Annotated in this window: 18 protein-coding genes; 7 read left to right on the forward strand and 11 right to left on the reverse strand. The window is 55.3% G+C overall.

The features are described from left to right. Window positions 1–27 precede the first annotated feature (27 nt). Window positions 28–234, reverse strand: coding sequence for a SlyX family protein (locus AS19_RS13590; protein ID WP_035460127.1), 207 nt, complete (start codon window positions 232–234; stop codon window positions 28–30). A gap of 380 nt (window positions 235–614) precedes the next feature. Between AS19_RS13590 and AS19_RS13595 the strand changes: the two genes are divergently transcribed. The 4 genes from AS19_RS13595 (at window position 615) to AS19_RS13610 (ending at window position 3,744) form a co-directional block, all read left to right on the forward strand. Beyond that, window positions 615–1,169: a TMEM165/GDT1 family protein gene (locus tag AS19_RS13595; protein ID WP_041705170.1), complete on the forward strand. Its 555-nt coding sequence runs from the start codon at window positions 615–617 to the stop codon at window positions 1,167–1,169. Between the two features lie 141 nt (window positions 1,170–1,310). Further along, window positions 1,311–1,850 (forward strand): YaeQ family protein, encoded by a 540-nt coding sequence (locus tag AS19_RS13600; RefSeq protein WP_011589945.1) that lies wholly within the window; start codon window positions 1,311–1,313, stop codon window positions 1,848–1,850. A 106-nt stretch (window positions 1,851–1,956) separates the two neighbouring features. Further along, a complete protein-coding gene (locus tag AS19_RS13605; RefSeq protein WP_011589946.1) occupies window positions 1,957–2,520 on the forward strand; it encodes an HdeD family acid-resistance protein in 564 nt (187 codons plus the stop codon). Between the two features lie 39 nt (window positions 2,521–2,559). Further along, complete coding sequence (locus AS19_RS13610; RefSeq protein WP_046962220.1) at window positions 2,560–3,744, forward strand: hypothetical protein; 1,185 nt, start codon at window positions 2,560–2,562, stop codon at window positions 3,742–3,744. Between the two features lie 89 nt (window positions 3,745–3,833). Here the strand turns inward: AS19_RS13610 and arsH are convergent, their stop codons facing one another. The 9 genes from arsH to AS19_RS13655 form a co-directional block, all read right to left on the reverse strand. After that, a complete protein-coding gene (arsH, locus tag AS19_RS13615; RefSeq protein ID WP_046962221.1) occupies window positions 3,834–4,544 on the reverse strand; it encodes an arsenical resistance protein ArsH in 711 nt (236 codons plus the stop codon). A 127-nt stretch (window positions 4,545–4,671) separates the two neighbouring features. Next, window positions 4,672–5,691 carry an ACR3 family arsenite efflux transporter gene (gene arsB / locus AS19_RS13620; RefSeq protein ID WP_046962222.1) on the reverse strand — a complete coding sequence of 340 codons (1,020 nt, stop codon included), beginning with the start codon at window positions 5,689–5,691 and terminating at the stop codon, window positions 4,672–4,674. After that, entirely contained in the window at window positions 5,691–6,185 is a 495-nt protein-coding gene (locus tag AS19_RS13625; protein WP_046962223.1) for an arsenate reductase ArsC, read from the reverse strand. Before AS19_RS13625 ends, arsB begins: the two co-directional genes overlap by 1 nt. A 16-nt stretch (window positions 6,186–6,201) precedes the next feature. Next, on the reverse strand, window positions 6,202–6,519 hold the full coding sequence (locus tag AS19_RS13630; protein WP_046962224.1) for a metalloregulator ArsR/SmtB family transcription factor: 318 nt from the start codon (window positions 6,517–6,519) through the stop codon (window positions 6,202–6,204). Between the two features lie 207 nt (window positions 6,520–6,726). Then, window positions 6,727–7,440: a phosphate signaling complex protein PhoU gene (gene phoU, locus AS19_RS13635; RefSeq protein ID WP_046962225.1), complete on the reverse strand. Its 714-nt coding sequence runs from the start codon at window positions 7,438–7,440 to the stop codon at window positions 6,727–6,729. A gap of 24 nt (window positions 7,441–7,464) precedes the next feature. Continuing rightward, a complete protein-coding gene (gene pstB / locus AS19_RS13640) occupies window positions 7,465–8,358 on the reverse strand; it encodes a phosphate ABC transporter ATP-binding protein PstB (RefSeq protein ID WP_011589953.1) in 894 nt (297 codons plus the stop codon). A 25-nt stretch (window positions 8,359–8,383) separates the two neighbouring features. Further along, entirely contained in the window at window positions 8,384–9,652 is a 1,269-nt protein-coding gene (pstA, locus tag AS19_RS13645; protein ID WP_011589954.1) for a phosphate ABC transporter permease PstA, read from the reverse strand. A 15-nt stretch (window positions 9,653–9,667) separates the two neighbouring features. Next, on the reverse strand, window positions 9,668–11,056 hold the full coding sequence (gene pstC / locus AS19_RS13650; RefSeq protein ID WP_046962226.1) for a phosphate ABC transporter permease subunit PstC: 1,389 nt from the start codon (window positions 11,054–11,056) through the stop codon (window positions 9,668–9,670). Window positions 11,057–11,196: 140 nt separating this feature from the next. Further along, the gene (locus AS19_RS13655) at window positions 11,197–12,243 is read right to left on the reverse strand and encodes a substrate-binding domain-containing protein (protein WP_011589956.1); all 1,047 of its coding nucleotides are present in this window, start codon (window positions 12,241–12,243) and stop codon (window positions 11,197–11,199) included. 252 nt (window positions 12,244–12,495) lie between these two features. Between AS19_RS13655 and AS19_RS13660 the strand changes: the two genes are divergently transcribed. From AS19_RS13660 to AS19_RS13670, 3 genes are read left to right on the forward strand one after another with little or no spacing between them, the layout of a single operon-like run. Then, a complete protein-coding gene (locus AS19_RS13660; protein ID WP_035459831.1) occupies window positions 12,496–13,056 on the forward strand; it encodes a TRAP transporter small permease subunit in 561 nt (186 codons plus the stop codon). Further along, window positions 13,056–14,426: a TRAP transporter large permease subunit gene (locus tag AS19_RS13665; RefSeq protein ID WP_173425788.1), complete on the forward strand. Its 1,371-nt coding sequence runs from the start codon at window positions 13,056–13,058 to the stop codon at window positions 14,424–14,426. Before AS19_RS13660 ends, AS19_RS13665 begins: the two co-directional genes overlap by 1 nt. 4 nt (window positions 14,427–14,430) lie before the next feature. Further along, window positions 14,431–14,826 (forward strand): acyl-CoA thioesterase, encoded by a 396-nt coding sequence (locus AS19_RS13670; protein ID WP_035459829.1) that lies wholly within the window; start codon window positions 14,431–14,433, stop codon window positions 14,824–14,826. A gap of 64 nt (window positions 14,827–14,890) precedes the next feature. Here the strand turns inward: AS19_RS13670 and AS19_RS13675 are convergent, their stop codons facing one another. Beyond that, window positions 14,891–16,039, reverse strand: a complete 1,149-nt coding sequence (locus AS19_RS13675) for a TRAP transporter substrate-binding protein (protein ID WP_046962228.1) — start codon at window positions 16,037–16,039, stop codon at window positions 14,891–14,893. Window positions 16,040–16,051: the final 12 nt, after the last annotated feature.

Here is a 16,051-nt window from a genome sequence, read left to right on the forward strand (position 1 = left end):
CGGCTGTTTTCGCCGCACGCAACGGCCTCAGTAATGCGGAGGCGGTGCATCCTCAACCTGAGTGGCCTCAAATGCCTCAGACAGATCCATCAGCCGGTCGGCCATTTTTCGGTAGTTTTTTTCCAGCGCATCAATCTGCCGTCGCTGGTCACTGACCACTTTATTCAACGACTCCACCAAGTCCTCTTGGTAGGCCAGCTTGGTTTCAACATCAAGAAAACGTTCTTCACTCATGAGAATCTCTTCCACATTTGAACTGGGATCGAGGGTAACAACATGCTCCAGGCAGAGGCGATGCTCCTGCCTTTGCGCCACACACACTCCAGTACCTAAGACAAGTCAGCATCTGCCGCGCCTTGCAGCTAATAGCCCATTGTACTGGCCCTTAACCCATATTTCCGCTATGGTTTTCGCCGTCTTGGGGGAGTAGTCGCTCGATCGCTTTCACGCAAAGCCCCTTGGCGGTCATCAACATGATTGCGCCTCATGCGCATGGTGGCTGCGTCCGCATCCTTACGGATTGACGAGACCTGAGACATTGCAGGCATTCCGCAGGGGCGGGATTCGCCGGTGATGTCTCTGTGTCGCACAATCCCGCCCCGCTGGAAATATTCATGGAAGCCCTGTTCAGCGCCTTTGTGCTAGTTGCCCTTGGGGAAATTGGCGACAAGACACAGCTATTATCTCTCGCGCTGATTCTCAAATTTCGCAAACCGTGGCCTATCCTCGCCGGCGTAGTGGTGGCGACCCTGCTCAACCACGGTGCCTCGGTCTGGTTTGGAGACTGGCTGGCCAGCACCATCCCCCTGGAGTGGCTGCGCTGGACTCTTGGCCTCAGCTTTATCGGCCTGGGCTTGTGGATGCTAATCCCGGACGCCGATGAAGAAGTGGAAGACAACCCTCGCTTCGGCCCTTTCCTTACCGCACTGGTGTTGTTCTTCATTGCTGAAATCGGCGACAAGACCCAGCTGGCCACCATCGCCCTGGCGATACAGTTCAAAGATCAGTTCTGGCCAGTACTAAGCGGCTCCACCCTGGGCATGATCGCCGCCAACCTGCCGGTCATCTGGCTGGCCCACCAATTCGGCAGCCAACAATTTGAAACCTGGGCCCATCGCATCAGCGCAGCGTTGTTCGTGGGTTTCGGGATAATTGCGCTTCTCGGCTGACGCAACCTCGTGTGGGAGGGCTCGTTCGACCGCGCCCACACAAAACGACTGTTGCGCCCGCCGTACACACTCCAACCTGATACAATCAGCCCCTTTTGCGTGCATGCCTGTTGCGTGCTCCCTGTTTGCGAGTCCTCTGCCATGGCCCTCACCGCCACCATCTACAAAGCTGAACTCACCGTTTCCGATATGGACCGGGATTATTACGCCACCCATAATCTGACAGTAGCCTTGCACCCCTCGGAAACCGAATCACGAATGATGTTGCGGCTACTGGCCTTTGCTCTCAACGCCCATGAAGATCTGGCCTTCTCTCGAGGCCTGTCCAACCCGGAAGAACCAGACCTGTGGCAACGCCATCCCAACGACACCCTTGCCCACTGGATCGAGTTGGGCATGCCCGATGAGAAACGCCTGCGTAAAGCGTGTGGCCTGGCGGAACAGGTTACCCTGTATTGTTATGGCCCACGGGCGCCACAGGTATGGTGGGACAGCATGAAGAACAAGGTGCGTCGCTTCGATAACCTGACCATCATCCACGTGGATGCAGACAGCGAAGCCACACTGGCCACCTGCGCTCAGCGGGCCATGCAGTTACAGGCGATGATTCAGGATGGCCAGGTCTGGTTCGGCACCACGGAACAGAGCGAAGAAATCACGCTTTCGCAATGGTACCCCTGACTCTCATTCTTGTATGACGCCCCGGCATTTGGTGGTCGCGCCTTCCGCTGTGCTACATTCACTCTCTATACGCACATCAACGCATTGCCGACACGGAGTTCGCCACATGCCCGCCACACCACCGCCACTGCTTGAACATCTTTCCCAACACTGGAAAGGCCTGCTGGTTACCGGCATCGTTTTTATTGTCCTCGGCACTCTAGGTCTTGGCGCTACGGGGTTGTTCACTTTGATCAGCGTGTTCTGGATTGGTGGACTTTTACTGCTGGCCGGCTTGATTCAAATCCTTCAGGCGTTCCGCACCCCCACGCTCTCACGCAGCTTGCCGTTTCTGATGATCGGCTTGCTCTATGCGTTGCTTGGAGGCTATATGATGGCCCGCCCTGCCGTCGCCGCCGGTGGACTGACCCTGATTATCGGCGCCGCCATCGCGCTTATCTCCACTCTGCGGTTCTTGATCGCTTGGCATGTTCGCGGTAGTACCCATACCTTTTTGCTAATCATTAGTGCACTGATCGGCCTAGCCTTAGCGTGGATGATTTTTGCGCAATGGCCGCAATCTGGGCAGTGGGTGATCGGGCTATTTCTCGCCATTGAGTTGATCATGAATGGCTGGATGTTGGTGATGGTGGCCCTGAGTGCCCGCCAATATCAGCACCGGGACTTTTAGCCGCGCCCTCACTCTCTACAACGTATAAAGAATCGCGCCATGAAAAAAAGCATCCTAGGGATTGGTGTGTTGGCGCTGGTGGCGTTCACCGTTTGGTGGCTACGGGATGCCCCTCTTGATGACACAGCCCGACAATGGCTGGACACAACCCCCAATGATGACAACCCGGCTTATGCCTACCTGCTCGGGTTTGGTGTGCCCGCTACACAATCACCTGCGCAACAGGGCCATGAGCTGGCGCAGCGACAAAAAGTACATCCGGAGCTGGTGCTTCCCAATGCCTACCCGAAGCTGAACAACACACCTCTGCTGTGCCATCCTATGACGGCTGCCTGCCTACTAGAGCAGCAGGAAAAAAAAGCACAAGCCAAAGCCTTGATCAGCCGCTATCAATTTCTCATAGATCGCTACCAAACCTTTCTGGAATTCTCTTATTTTTCTGACAACACGCCGCCTCGCCTGAACGCCACCTTTCCCGAGTACAACCTGTTGGTTTGCGCTTCACGGCTGCAATCACTGGCTTGGGCCAACAGCGCCGCTCCCGGCCCCGCGCTGCTCACCGAGATTCAGCAGCTGCGCCAATGGCTGGCCCAAGACCACAGTCTGATCAGCAAAATGGTTGCCAATGCCATCCTTGCGGAAAAACTGCAGTTAGTGGCACTTCTCGTGCAACAGAAGGCTATGCCGGCACCGGTGCTGACACCCCTGACTTCAGCAGAAAAAAATTTCCATTCACCAATGAAAAAGGAATTCACCCTGATGGCGCATTTCTTTTTGGAAGAACAATACCGGGAAGGTAACCAGCAGGCGACGTGGACTGAAAAGCTACAACTCAAGGCGGGCCTGAAAAAGCATATCAGCGTAAACCGCATGCTCCCGTTATATCAGCACTATGCAAAACTGGCGGGGCAGCCCGCTGATGTTATTCAAGCAGATAACGTTCAGCCGGCCCGCGCTACAACAGGGCAAGCCATACGCAACCCCATTGGTAATGTGTTACTGGAAACCGCCACCCCAGACTTCAAACGATACCTGTTTCGCCTGGTGCATCTAGACGCCCGCCTGGCATTGCTGAATCAGCTTGAAAATACAAAGAAAGACAGCCCCGTGAGTAACCCTTGGACCCCTGGCAAAGATGACACGCTCACCCGCCAAGACCAACAGCTATGCTTCAGGCATGCACCAGACAATGACCGCTATAGCGCCTGCTTACCTCTACTGTAAATAACGTCACGTAAGCGGTTACTCTTTTGTGCAGAAACAGGTCCGCTGACGATACACTTTCGCCGCAGGGTTATACGCGGCATGCGGCTCTACATACTGCGCTGATTGACTCTCGCCATCAGTTCCTCAGCCGATTCCTTACGCTCGGAATAACGGTCGGTGAGATAGTCACTACGGTCACGGGTCAAATAGGTGAATTTCACCAACTCTTCTATGACATCCACAATACGATAGTAGAAACCGGAGGGTTTCATACGATCATTATCATCAAACTCCAGAAATGCTTTCGGCACCGAAGACTGGTTTGGAATAGTGACCATGCGCATCCAGCGACCCAGCACACGTAGCTGGTTTACTGCATTAAACGACTGGGAGCCACCACTGACTTGCATCACCGCCAGGGTCTTCCCCTGGGTCGGACGTACCGCCCCAAGCGATAAAGGAATCCAATCGATCTGTGCTTTCATAATGCCCGTCATGGCACCGTGCCGTTCCGGAGAGCACCACACCATACCTTCGCACCAAGTCACCATATCGCGCAGTTCCTGCACCTTAGGGTGGCTAGCATCTTCACTGTCGGGCAGAGGCAAACCATCAGCATGGAAAATTTTTGCTTCTGCACCCATGGCCTCCAGCAATCGAGCGGCTTCCTGAACCACTAGGCGACTAAAGGAACGCTGACGGAGTGATCCATATAGCAACAGGATGCGCGGCTTATGAGTAGACGGCTGGGCCCGGAATACGCTGTCAGTAGTGGGACGCTGAAAGCAGTCATTATCGAGATTGGGTAGATCGTTCATGGCACGGTAACTTCTTTCGTAATAATTGAGGCTAGCTTCGCGACAAGCATCGTTTACCCTCACTGAAAAAGTCTCAGTGGGAGCAGACAGACGCTTGATCATTAACGGTTTTTATTCGCTATTAATGCTATTGGCTGGCTTCTTCAAACCAGTGCGAGGTACGGTTGATAATCGCTACCAGTGACAACATCACAGGCACCTCCACCAGCACCCCGACCACGGTCGCCAAGGCCGCACCAGAATGCAGACCGAACACACTGATAGCCACCGCCACAGCCAACTCGAAAAAGTTACTGGTGCCGATCAAGCAGGCCGGGCCTGCCACGTTATGCTTCAACCTCAGCCGTCTTGCCGCCCAGTAGGCAATAGCAAAAATACCGTAGGTCTGGATCAATAGCGGAATAGCAATGAGCACGATGGCCATGGGCTTGGCAAGAATGGTTTCCGCCTGGAAACCAAATAGCAGCACCACTGTGGCCAACAGGCCCATCACGCTGACGGGCTTGAGCCGATGAACAAAGGCGGCAACCCTCTCCTCGCTCCCCAGCCAATGACGTGTTGCCATTCCCGCCAGTAATGGCATAACCACATAGAGCACCACTGACAGCACCAAGGTATCCCAAGGCACAGTAATATCGCTCACCCCCAGCAACAAACCGGCAATAGGCGCAAAGGCAAATACCATAATGATATCGTTCACCGACACCTGTACCAGGGTGTAATTTGCATCGCCCTTAGTAAGCTGGCTCCACACAAACACCATGGCCGTACAGGGCGCCACACCCAACAGGATCATACCGGCGATGTACTCTGTCGCCGTTTGCGGGTCCACCCAACCGGCGAAAAAAACCTTGAAGAATAACCAGCCTAAAGCCGCCATGGTGAACGGCTTTATCAGCCAGTTAACCACCAAAGTCAGCAGTAGCCCGCGGGGGTTGTTGCCGACTTTTTTAATCGCGGTGAAATCAATCTGAATCATCATCGGGTAAACCATTACCCAGATGAATACCGCTACGGCCAAATTCACATGGGCATACTCGAAACCGGCAACCGCTTCAAAGACACCGGGCACGGCTACGCCCAAGCCCACGCCAACAGCAATAGCCAATGCCACCCAGACACTGAGATATCGTTCAAAAAACGGCATTACTGATTATCCATTTCGCGGTGAATTTTTTGCGCTGTTGCGATCAACCCCAATGGGTTCATCGATTCAAAATCCAGCGCTGCCAGAGCTTCTACGCGAGCATGCAGTTCGTTATAGGTAACCTCAAAAGCCCCACGAATCTCGTCGTCAGTTCCCGTTGCATGGGCCGGGTCTTCCAGGCCCCAATGCACTTTCGGAGTATCACCCAACCACACCGGGCAGGACTCACCCGCGGCGGCATCACAGACCGTGATCACCAGATCGATCTTTTCCCCTTCCAGATCATCCATGGACTTGGAGCTGGGAGTGTTCACCGGCACACCGTGGCGGGCGAGCACAGCCAAGGCGTTTTCATTAACCTTACCGGTGGGCATGCTGCCGGCACTCAATCCGTGCAGCTTACCCTTCCCCAGATGATCAGCCAGCGCTTCACCAATGATGGAGCGACAGGAATTACCGGTGCACAAAAACAAGACATTCAGTGGTGTATTCATAACCTTTTCTCGTCATTTAGCCGCAGCACGCGGCACTGGGAAGAGTGATATTCAACGCATCTCGGGCAGGCACTACCAATGCATTAATGACCGCTGTAGCCCACTCCGGCAAAGCCGGGTTCAGCTGGTAATGCATCCAGGTGCCCTGTCGCCGGGCGACCACCAGTTCGCACTGGCGCAACTGGGCAAGATGCCGGGACACGGTAGATTGTGGCGCCTGCATGGCATCGACCAAATCACACACGCAGACCTCTGCTTGACCGTGCAACAAGCAGATCAGGCTGAGGCGGATATCATCGCCAAGGCATTTACAGAGCTGAGTAGGTGTGAGCATGTGCGCATAGTATATTCATATATTCGGAAATACGGATATTATAGAGGCAAGCATTAAGGGTCAAGCTGCAACACTGCCCGTTTGTGGCCATCCGATAACCAAAAAATTGCCGCCGGAATAGGCACAAGCGGAGAGATAGCGCGCGGAATCAGTCCAAAAAAAACCCGGCACGTAGCCGGGTTTTTCATGCTGCGGGCGGCAACTTTGTTAGCTTTTCAACTTCTCTTCAATTTCATCAATGCTGATGTGCCGCACATCCTTACCTTTCACCAAATAGATAACCTGCTCACCGATATTACGGGCATGGTCACCAATGCGTTCCAGGGCACGCAGAGACCAAATGATGTTGAGTACTCGAGTGATAGAGCGAGGATCTTCCATCATGAAGGTCGCTAAAGAACGCATGGCACTGGCGTATTCCATGTCTACTTCATTATCTTCCGCCGCCACGGTCAGGGCTTTATGGGCGTCAAAGCGGGCAAAGGCATCCAGGGCATCACGCAACATATTGCGCACATGGTTACCGATATGCCGTACTTCCACGTAACCGCGAGGTGACTCGCCCTCTTCAGCCAGCTGCAACCCCATGCGGGCAATTTTGGCCGACTCATCACCAATGCGCTCTAGATCAGATACCGCTTTAGACACAGCAATGATTAAACGCAGATCCGAAGCCGCCGGCTGACGCAAAGCCAGCACCTTGGTGCATTCCTCGTCGATGAGGATTTCCAGCTTATCGACCTTCTTTTCGGTTTCTATGACTTTTTCAGCTAGCGCAGAGTCAGCCTGCAGCAATGCCTGCAATGCATCCACCACCTGTTTTTCCACCAAACCGCCCATTTCCATCAGGTGGTTACGGATAGATTCCAACGCGGCGTTAAACTGGGTCGAGCTATGCTCGCCAAAATGCATACGGTCCATTATCTTGTTCTCCTTACCCGCACGTTAACCGAAGCGGCCAGTGATATAAGCTTCCGTCAGATCATGCTCGGGTTTGGTGAACACGGTCTCGGTATCATTCATTTCCACCAGACGCCCTAAATGGAAATAAGCGGTACGGCTAGATACCCGCGCGGCCTGCTGCATGGAGTGAGTCACGATAGCGATGGTGTAAGACTCGCTCAGCTCGCTGATCAATTCTTCGATTTTGGCGGTGGCAATTGGGTCCAGCGCTGAACAGGGCTCATCCATCAGCACCACTTCCGGGCTCACCGCAATGGTGCGGGCAATACACAGACGCTGCTGCTGACCACCAGACAAACCCGTGCCCGGTGCGTGCAAACGATCCTTCACTTCCTCCCACAAACCCGCTTTGCGCAGGCTGGTTTCTACGATTTCATCCAGGTCATATTTCTTATTAGCCAGGCCGTGTATGCGCGGGCCATAGGCCACGTTGTCATAGATAGACTTAGGGAACGGGTTAGGCTTTTGGAACACCATGCCCACCCGAGCGCGCAATTCCACCACATCCAGTTTAGGGTCATAAAGATCCTGACTTTCCAGATGCAGGCTGCCTTTCACCTTACAAATATCGATGGTGTCGTTCATGCGATTCAGGCAACGCAAAAAGGTAGATTTACCGCAGCCGGAAGGGCCGATCAGTGACACCACCTCATTCTTTCCGATGTCTAGGCTAACACCGTGAATCGCCTGATTATCATCGTAGAATACCTCCACATCGCGCAGGCGCATTTTGGGGTCATCCACGAAGGGGTTGCCCACGGTCTGGTCTGGATAGGGGGTGTCTTGTGTCATCGTTACCTGCTCGTTAATGGCCTTATCTCTGGCCGCATCATTGGTGTCCAGAGCCGGTTTGTCCAATTGCTGTGCGGTTTCCATTGCTCGATTCCTCTTTATCCGTCTGTTACCAGCGCCGCTCAAGGCGCTTACGCAGAATCACCGCCAAGGTGTTCATGGTAATCAGGAAAGCCAGTAGCACCATGATGGCGGCGGACGCCAGGGCTTCGAAAGATTGTTCCGGGCTGTCTGCCCAAAGATAAATTTGCACCGGCAATACTGTTGCGGCATCCAACGGGTCAGCGGGCAAATCTACGATAAAGGCCACCATGCCAATCATCAGCAGCGGTGCTGTTTCACCCAGTGCCTGGGCCATGCCAATGATGGCGCCGGTGAGCATGCCGGGGAGCGCTAGCGGCAGTACATGGTGCAACACCACCTGCATCTTCGACGCGCCTAGCCCCATGGCGGCCTGACGAATACTGGGCGGCACCGCCTTGATCGCCGCACGGCTGGAAATGATCACCGTAGGCAGGGTCATCAGCGTTAATACTATACCCCCTACCAACGGCACTGACCGGGGCAAGCCAAACAAGCCTATTATCACTGCCAAGCCCAACAGGCCGAAGATGATCGACGGCACGGCGGCCAGGTTGTTGATATTCACTTCAATGAAATCAGTGAAGCGGTTCTTTGGCGCAAACTCTTCCAGGTAGACAGCTGCCGCGACACCAATGGGAAAGCTCAGCAGCAACGTCACAATCATGGTGAACAAGGAACCAAGAATGGCACCCAAAATACCGGCTTGCTCCGGTTCACGGGAGTCACCGTAACTGAAAAGCGACCGATTGAAGACCATACGAGTTTCGCCGGACGCTTCCAGCTCCGCCACCCATGCCTGCTGCTTGTCATTAAGACGGCTGTCTTCGCGTTGCTCTTCGTTCGCCTTGAGAAACAAATCCACATCATCGTCGGCCAATAGCCATAGAGTTCGTGTCTCTCCCAACAGGGCCGGCTCTTCGCGAAGCATATCGCGCAGAGCATAACCAGCCCCGGTGCTCACCAGCTGGTTAAGCGAGCGAACGTCCAAGCGTGACTCCACGCCAGGGAACCGCTCTGCCAGAGCGTCACGAATGACCCCTTGGTAATTACCGTAGTTAAGCTGCTCCGCATCGCGGGGGTCACTGACATCCAACACCTCCGCATCGAAGGTAATCGGCAACTGAATTTCATATTCAACGAAGGCACTGTGGCCCTTGCCGATGATGTCAGTGAACAACAACAGCAAGGCCATCAAACCAATGCCGATGGAGGCCATACCATAGGCTTTGAAACGTTTCTCTGCCCGGTAGCGTCGGGCCAGCGTCTTACGCACTTTTTCTGTGGTTTTGCTCATAACTTTCTCCCGACGCTAGTCGTACTGCTCGCGGTATTTCTTCACGATGTGCAGCGCGAAGATATTCATAACCAGGGTTGTGATGAACAACATCAGGCCTAGGGCAAACGCCGCCAGGGTTTTGGCACTGTCGAATTCCTGGTCACCGGTCAGCAACGTAACGATCTGCACGGTAATGGTAGTGACCGCTTCCAGTGGGTTGGCAGTAAGGTTAGCGGCCAAGCCGGCGGCCATGACCACAATCATGGTTTCACCAATGGCTCGGGACGCGGCTAGCAAAATGCCCCCCATAATCCCCGGTAATGCCGCCGGAAAAATCACTTTCTTGATGGTTTCGCTTTTGGTTGCCCCCAATCCCAAGGAGCCATCGCGCATGGACTGGGGCACCGCAGTAATCACGTCATCGGCAAGCGATGAGACAAACGGAATAATCATCACGCCCATCACCAAGCCTGCGGCCAGGGCCGACTCCGACGCCACATCTAACCCCACGGCTTCACCCATGCCGCGAATAAACGGAGCCACTGTCAACGCAGCAAAAAAACCGTAAACCACCGTGGGCACCCCGGCCAACACTTCCAGGGCCGGCTTGGCCACCGTGCGCACTCGCTTGCTGGCGTACTCCGATAGATAAATAGCGGACATCAACCCCACCGGAACCGCCACCAATAAGGCAATCGCAGAGATCAACATAGTGCCCATGAACAAGGGCACCGCACCAAAAGCGCCGCCAGAGGCAACCTGGTCAGCCCGCAGGGCAGTCTGTGGACTCCACTGCAAGCCGAATAAGAAATCGGTCACCGGCACCTTGCCGAAGAACCGGATCGATTCGAACAGCACCGACATAACGATGCCCACGGTGGTAAGGATCGCTACCGTGGCACACAGCATGAACAGCGTCTGCAGTACGCGCTCCACCTGCTGACGGGCGCGCAATTGCGGCGATACTTTCAGCCAGGCCCAGGTGCCGCCCAACATACACAGCACAATAATCACCACGGTCAGCGCCATGGCGCTGGTCTGGCGCAATGACTGCAGATGCTCCGCCGCTGCGGCAATCGGCGGCTCCACGAAATTAGTCGGTAGCGCACCACTGGCCACATTCTGAATTTTGCTAAGCGTCAGGTTATAGCTGGAGGCATCCGTCGGTTGCAGCTCCACCGGCAAGCTGCCCAGCACTTGCTGGCGGATGATGCTGTCATCAAATGCTAACCACAGCCCCAGCACGATTAAGGCGGGAATCGCGCACCACATAGCCGAACGCATGGCGAAGTAAAACGGCAATGAGTGCAGGTGGCGAATGCCGCCCAGCGGGCGGGCCAGCGCAAAGGAGCGGCGAAGCCCCAAGTAGTAAGCGCCGGCCACCATCACTACCAGCAGCAACAGCAGGTTTCCGGTTTGCATGTATCACTCCGATCGGATTTGCTCAACCAAGATCACCGCGGCAATCTTGGTGGAACAAACACGCCTTTTCAGGGGCGAAAAAGCCCGGCGGCAAACACCACCGGGCCAAAAGCATCCGTGCTTCTTTATTATTCCCTTGCTTACAGCTCGTTGCCGGTCATGGGCTTCAGGCTACGCGCCTGTTTAGCCATGGACTTGCGCAGATCATCAGCCAGCGGGATCAAGCCTTTCTCGCTCAGGTACCCCTGATCACCCCACGCTTTCTCGCTGGTGAACTCTTTCACGTAACCCTCGATACCCGGCACCACACCTACATGCGCTTTCTTCACGTAGAAGTACAAAGAGCGGGATACCGGGTATTCGCCAGAACCGATCGCTTCGAAAGTGGGCTCAACACCGCCAACATTTGCAGCTTGCACCACACCGCGGTTCTGATCCAGGAAGGAGTAACCGAACACACCGAAGGCATTCGGATTTTTTTCCAACTTCTGCACGATCAGGTTGTCGTTTTCACCGGCTTCAACATAGACACCGTCCTCACGCACACTGCGGCAAATCGCTTTGTACTTGGACTTATCTTCACCCTTAATGGCTTTTAGCCATGGGAAGGTTTTACAGCCACCTTCAATGGCCAGTTCGTTGAATGCATCACGAGTACCGGAAGTCGGCGGCGGGCCTAGCACTTCGATCTTCACGTTCGGCAGGGCTGGGTTAATCTCTTTCCAGGTTTTGTAAGGGTTAGCAACCAGCTCTTCACCGCCTTTCGGGTTCGGCACATCCTTGGCCAGGGCCAGGAAAACTTCGCGCAGGGACAGATCGATGTGCTTACCTTTCACCGAGTTGGCAATCACGATGCCGTCATAACCTACCTTCACCTCGGTAATGTCTTTCACACCGTTGCTCTGGCACAGCTCAAACTCGGATTTCTTCATCCGGCGAGAAGCATTGGTAATGTCCGGGTGCTGAGTACCGACGCCCTGGCAAAACAGCTTCATGCCTCCGCCGGAACCGGTGGATTCAATTTTCGGGGTGGCGTTACCGGTACGCCCAAAACGCTCGGCCACTACGGTGGCGAACGGGTATACCGTGGATGAACCCACGATGGAAATGGTGTCACGAGCCATCGCGGTACCCGGAGCGCTGGCCATGGCCAGAGCAGCAGCGGCACCTGCCAGTGTTGCTTTCATTTTAACGTTCACAATAAGCCTCCTAGTTTTGGCACCGGCGCTTGTAGGAAGTATCCACCCCGGTTTGTCTTGCGCGTGTTGCAAGCCAGTTCATGTTTCAGCACAGCGCATGCTAGAGAGGGTTTGTGACAACGACATTACACTGAGATCAGATTCAGGCTACAGACACCCTAGCCCAGCCCACACCCGGAATGCGTGCTGCCTGTGGCGTTTTCCGTATAATGCCTGTTTTCTCGCTATCCCCTGACAATAATGACAAAACAGAACCTACAGAACGGCCAGCAATGGCTGGCCGCTTTTACCACCACCATCGGCCGCGGCAGCGCTTGGCTGGCGCTGCTGCTAGTACTGGGCATGGTGCTAGTCGTCGTTCTGCGCTATGGGTTCAACATCGGCAACATTGCCCTGCAAGAATCCCTGACCTATCTGCACGGCAGCCTCTTTATGTTAGCCATCGCCTACACCTTGGCCGAAGACGAACATGTCCGGGTGGATGTGCTCTACCAGCGTTTTAGCCCGCGCGGGCAGGCCTGGGTGAATCTGCTAGGCACCCTGTTTTTGCTACTGCCCATCTGCGTGGCAATTTTCTGGTTATCTCTGGATTATGTGGCCAGTAGCTGGCGCGAGCAGGAGGGCTCCGCCAACGGCGGCCTGCCCTATGTCTATCTGCTCAAAAGCCTGTTGCTAGTGCTGCCCGCATTGCTGAGTGTGCAGGCATTGGCTGAACTGCTACGCCATGGGCTAACGTTACTTGGCGCCCCCCTTCCCCCACGCACCACCGAACATGAGAAACACCCGGAGGAGGGCCTGTGATGGAATGGCTTCCCTTGTCCATGTTTGTGGCCGTATGCGTGGTATTGCTTACCGGCTACCCAGTGGCCTTTGCCCTAGGCGGCACCGCGCTGCTGTTTGCAGCTGGCGGCATCCTTACTGGTACCTTTTCTCCTTCTGACCTGAGTTTTGTGCCCAACCGACTATTCGGGATCATCGAAAACAGCACACTAATGGCGGTACCCCTGTTCGTATTCATGGGCGTGATGCTAGAGAAATCTCGGGTGGCGGAAAAACTGCTGTCCAGCATGGGCCAGCTATTCGGGCCACTCCCTGGCGGCATGGGGCTAGCGATTATTCTGGTGGGCGCCCTGCTCGCCGCCAGCACCGGCATTGTCGGCGCCACCGTGGTCACTATGGGCCTGCTCTCGTTGCCCACCATGCTGCGTCAGGGCTATCAACCACAATTATCCACCGGGCTGATCTGCGCCACCGGCACCCTCGGGCAGATTATTCCCCCCTCGATAGCCCTGGTATTACTGGGCGATGTGCTGGCTAACGCCTATCAGGACGCCCAGCTCAAGCAGGGTCTGTGGTCGCTGGATACCGTATCGGTGGGCGATTTATTTGTCGGCGCCTTGATTCCCGGACTGATTCTAGTAGGTCTGTACCTGCTCTATGTGGTGGCGATCAGCCTGTTAAAACCACAATGGGCTCCCGCCTTTGCGCCCGCCGACGGCAAAGCCCGCGGCTGGCGCTCCCTGCTTGGTGGCTTGCTCCCCCCCCTATTATTAATTGCGGCGGTGCTGGGCTCCATTCTCACCGGCAAGGCCACCCCCACGGAAGCCGCCGGCGTCGGCGCCTTTGGTGCCCTGCTGCTGGGGGCGGCCAATCGACACCTGAACAGAACCATCCTTGGCGAGGTGGTTCGAGCCACCAGCCGAGTCACCGCCATGGTGTTCATGATCCTGATCGGCGCCAGCCTATTTTCACTGGTGTTCCGGGGTTTTGGCGGCGAGGAAGCGGTGCACAATCTGTTCGCCGCCATGCCCGGTGGAGTGATTGGTGCCACCGTCATGGTGATGCTGCTGATTTTCCTACTCGGCTTCATTCTCGACTTTATCGAGATCACCTTTGTGGTGGTGCCCATTGTCGCCCCGGTTCTGCTGGGCATGGGGCTGGACCCCATCTGGCTTGGCGTAATGATTGCATTGAACTTGCAAACTTCGTTTCTGACCCCACCCTTCGGGTTCGCGCTGTTTTATCTACGCGGGGTGGCGCCGGCAGAGGTTAAAACCACGCACATTTATCAAGGCGTGATACCCTTTATCTTTATACAATTAATCATGCTGGGCATTCTGGCGCTGTTCCCTGAACTCGCCACCTGGCTGCCTCATACGCTCTACGGATAATAAGATGACAGACCACACTGACGACGTGCCCCAGCCGATTGGCACCCTTGCCATCCAAACCATTGCCATGCCGCAAAGCGCCAACTGGAATGGGGATATTTTCGGCGGATGGCTAGTTTCGCAGATGGACCTGGCCGGTGCCGTCACTGCCCGCAAAAAAGCCCGTGGCCGCGTGGCCACCGTAGCCATTGATTCCATGGCGTTCTTGCGCCCGGTTCCCGTGGGCGCTGTTGTCAGCTGCTATACCCAGCTACAAGACATCGGCCGCAGCTCCATGCAGATCCTGGTAGAAGTATGGATTCGCGAAGATTCCGGCACCTTGTCGAAAGTTACCGAAGGGCATTTCACTTTCGTAGCGATTGACGACACGGGCCGCACCCGGGCAGTGCCACGGGATTAACCGCCAACCGCTAGTGACACGCCGTAACGCGGGCCGTCCCACGGGCCAGGCCCCTGCCGCGCTTTTAACCTTTAACTTGTAGCTCGCTGCGCACATTCATGTACGACTGCTCCGCCACCGTCATAGATTGCAACGACTGATCCCGGAAACCGCGATAGGAGTCGTATACCTTACGTGCGTCCTTGTTGCCCGCCACGAGGGTTTCGATCACATCATCGCTGGCATCCTTCAGGGCCTTAAGCACATCGTCCGGCAGGCGACGCAACTTCACCCCATGTTTGTTAACCAGCTCATCCAAGGCGGCATTATTGCGGGCGGTGTATTCATCCAGCATGTCCTGGTTTTCGGACTGGGCCGCGTAGCGAATGATCGCCTGCAGGTCTACGGGAAGGCCTTCCCACACCTTTTTGTTAATGGTCAGCTCTAGCGTTGGGCCGGGCTCTTGCCAGCCCGGATAGTAGTAGTACTCAGCTACCCGGTGCAGGCCAAAGGTCAGGTCGTTGTAGGGCCCAACCCAGTCCGCCGCATCAATGGCCCCGGTTTGCAGCGAGGTAAACACCTCGGCACCCGGCAGCTGTACCGGGGTAGCACCCACCTTGCCCAACACTTCCCCAGCCAGGCCTGGCATACGTATCTTCAACCCTTTCAGGTCTTCAATGCTGTTGATTTCTTTATTGAACCAGCCCGCCATTTGCGTACCGGTGTTACCACAGGCAAAAGGCTTAAGATTGAACTGGGCATACAAGTCATCCCACAGTTCCTGCCCCCCGCCATGGTGCAGCCAGCCATTCATTTCCTGGGCTGTGAGCCCAAAGGGCACAGCGGTGAAAAACGGCGTGGCAGGATGTTTTCCTTTCCAATAATAGGCAGCCCCATGGCCCATTTCCGCACTGCCCTGGCGTACCGCGTCAAACACCTCAAAGGCCGGCACCAATTCTTTGGCGCCATAAACCTTGATCTTAATTCGCCCGGCCGACATTTCTTCCACCCGTTTGGCAAAGCGGTTGGCGCCCGCACCCAACCCCGGATAGTTCTTTGGCCAAGTGGTAACCATTTTCCACTCATAGGTCTGTGGCCTGAGTTTTTTCTCCTCAGGTTCCGGCGGTGTCACCACCGCCTTGTCTGTCGGCGGGCAATCTTTCTGTTCACAGCCGGCCAGCGCCAAGCCTCCCAGCCCCAAACCTAGGGCAGAAACAAATTTACGGCGATCCAATGGGACATCCTC

The organism is Alcanivorax sp. NBRC 101098, assembly GCF_001010505.1.
GTDB lineage: Bacteria > Pseudomonadota > Gammaproteobacteria > Pseudomonadales > Alcanivoracaceae > Alcanivorax > Alcanivorax borkumensis.

Bases quoted from the DNA above. Each gene is read 5' to 3' on its own strand.
- AS19_RS13655 (WP_011589956.1), bottom strand. From the start codon at position 12,243: ATGAAAGCAACACTGGCAGGTGCCGCTGCTGCTCTGGCCATGGCCAGC.
- AS19_RS13590 (WP_035460127.1), bottom strand. From the start codon at position 234: ATGAGTGAAGAACGTTTTCTTGATGTTGAAACCAAGCTGGCCTACCAA.
- pstC (WP_046962226.1), bottom strand. From the start codon at position 11,056: ATGCAAACCGGAAACCTGCTGTTGCTGCTGGTAGTGATGGTGGCCGGC.
- AS19_RS13610 (WP_046962220.1), top strand. From the start codon at position 2,560: ATGAAAAAAAGCATCCTAGGGATTGGTGTGTTGGCGCTGGTGGCGTTC.
- AS19_RS13630 (WP_046962224.1), bottom strand. From the start codon at position 6,519: ATGCTCACACCTACTCAGCTCTGTAAATGCCTTGGCGATGATATCCGC.
- arsH (WP_046962221.1), bottom strand. From the start codon at position 4,544: ATGAACGATCTACCCAATCTCGATAATGACTGCTTTCAGCGTCCCACT.
- AS19_RS13605 (WP_011589946.1), top strand. From the start codon at position 1,957: ATGCCCGCCACACCACCGCCACTGCTTGAACATCTTTCCCAACACTGG.
- AS19_RS13625 (WP_046962223.1), bottom strand. From the start codon at position 6,185: ATGAATACACCACTGAATGTCTTGTTTTTGTGCACCGGTAATTCCTGT.
- AS19_RS13670 (WP_035459829.1), top strand. From the start codon at position 14,431: ATGACAGACCACACTGACGACGTGCCCCAGCCGATTGGCACCCTTGCC.
- arsB (WP_046962222.1), bottom strand. From the start codon at position 5,691: ATGCCGTTTTTTGAACGATATCTCAGTGTCTGGGTGGCATTGGCTATT.
- pstA (WP_011589954.1), bottom strand. From the start codon at position 9,652: ATGAGCAAAACCACAGAAAAAGTGCGTAAGACGCTGGCCCGACGCTAC.
- AS19_RS13600 (WP_011589945.1), top strand. From the start codon at position 1,311: ATGGCCCTCACCGCCACCATCTACAAAGCTGAACTCACCGTTTCCGAT.
- AS19_RS13665 (WP_173425788.1), top strand. From the start codon at position 13,056: ATGGAATGGCTTCCCTTGTCCATGTTTGTGGCCGTATGCGTGGTATTG.
- pstB (WP_011589953.1), bottom strand. From the start codon at position 8,358: ATGGAAACCGCACAGCAATTGGACAAACCGGCTCTGGACACCAATGAT.
- phoU (WP_046962225.1), bottom strand. From the start codon at position 7,440: ATGGACCGTATGCATTTTGGCGAGCATAGCTCGACCCAGTTTAACGCC.
- AS19_RS13595 (WP_041705170.1), top strand. From the start codon at position 615: ATGGAAGCCCTGTTCAGCGCCTTTGTGCTAGTTGCCCTTGGGGAAATT.
- AS19_RS13660 (WP_035459831.1), top strand. From the start codon at position 12,496: ATGACAAAACAGAACCTACAGAACGGCCAGCAATGGCTGGCCGCTTTT.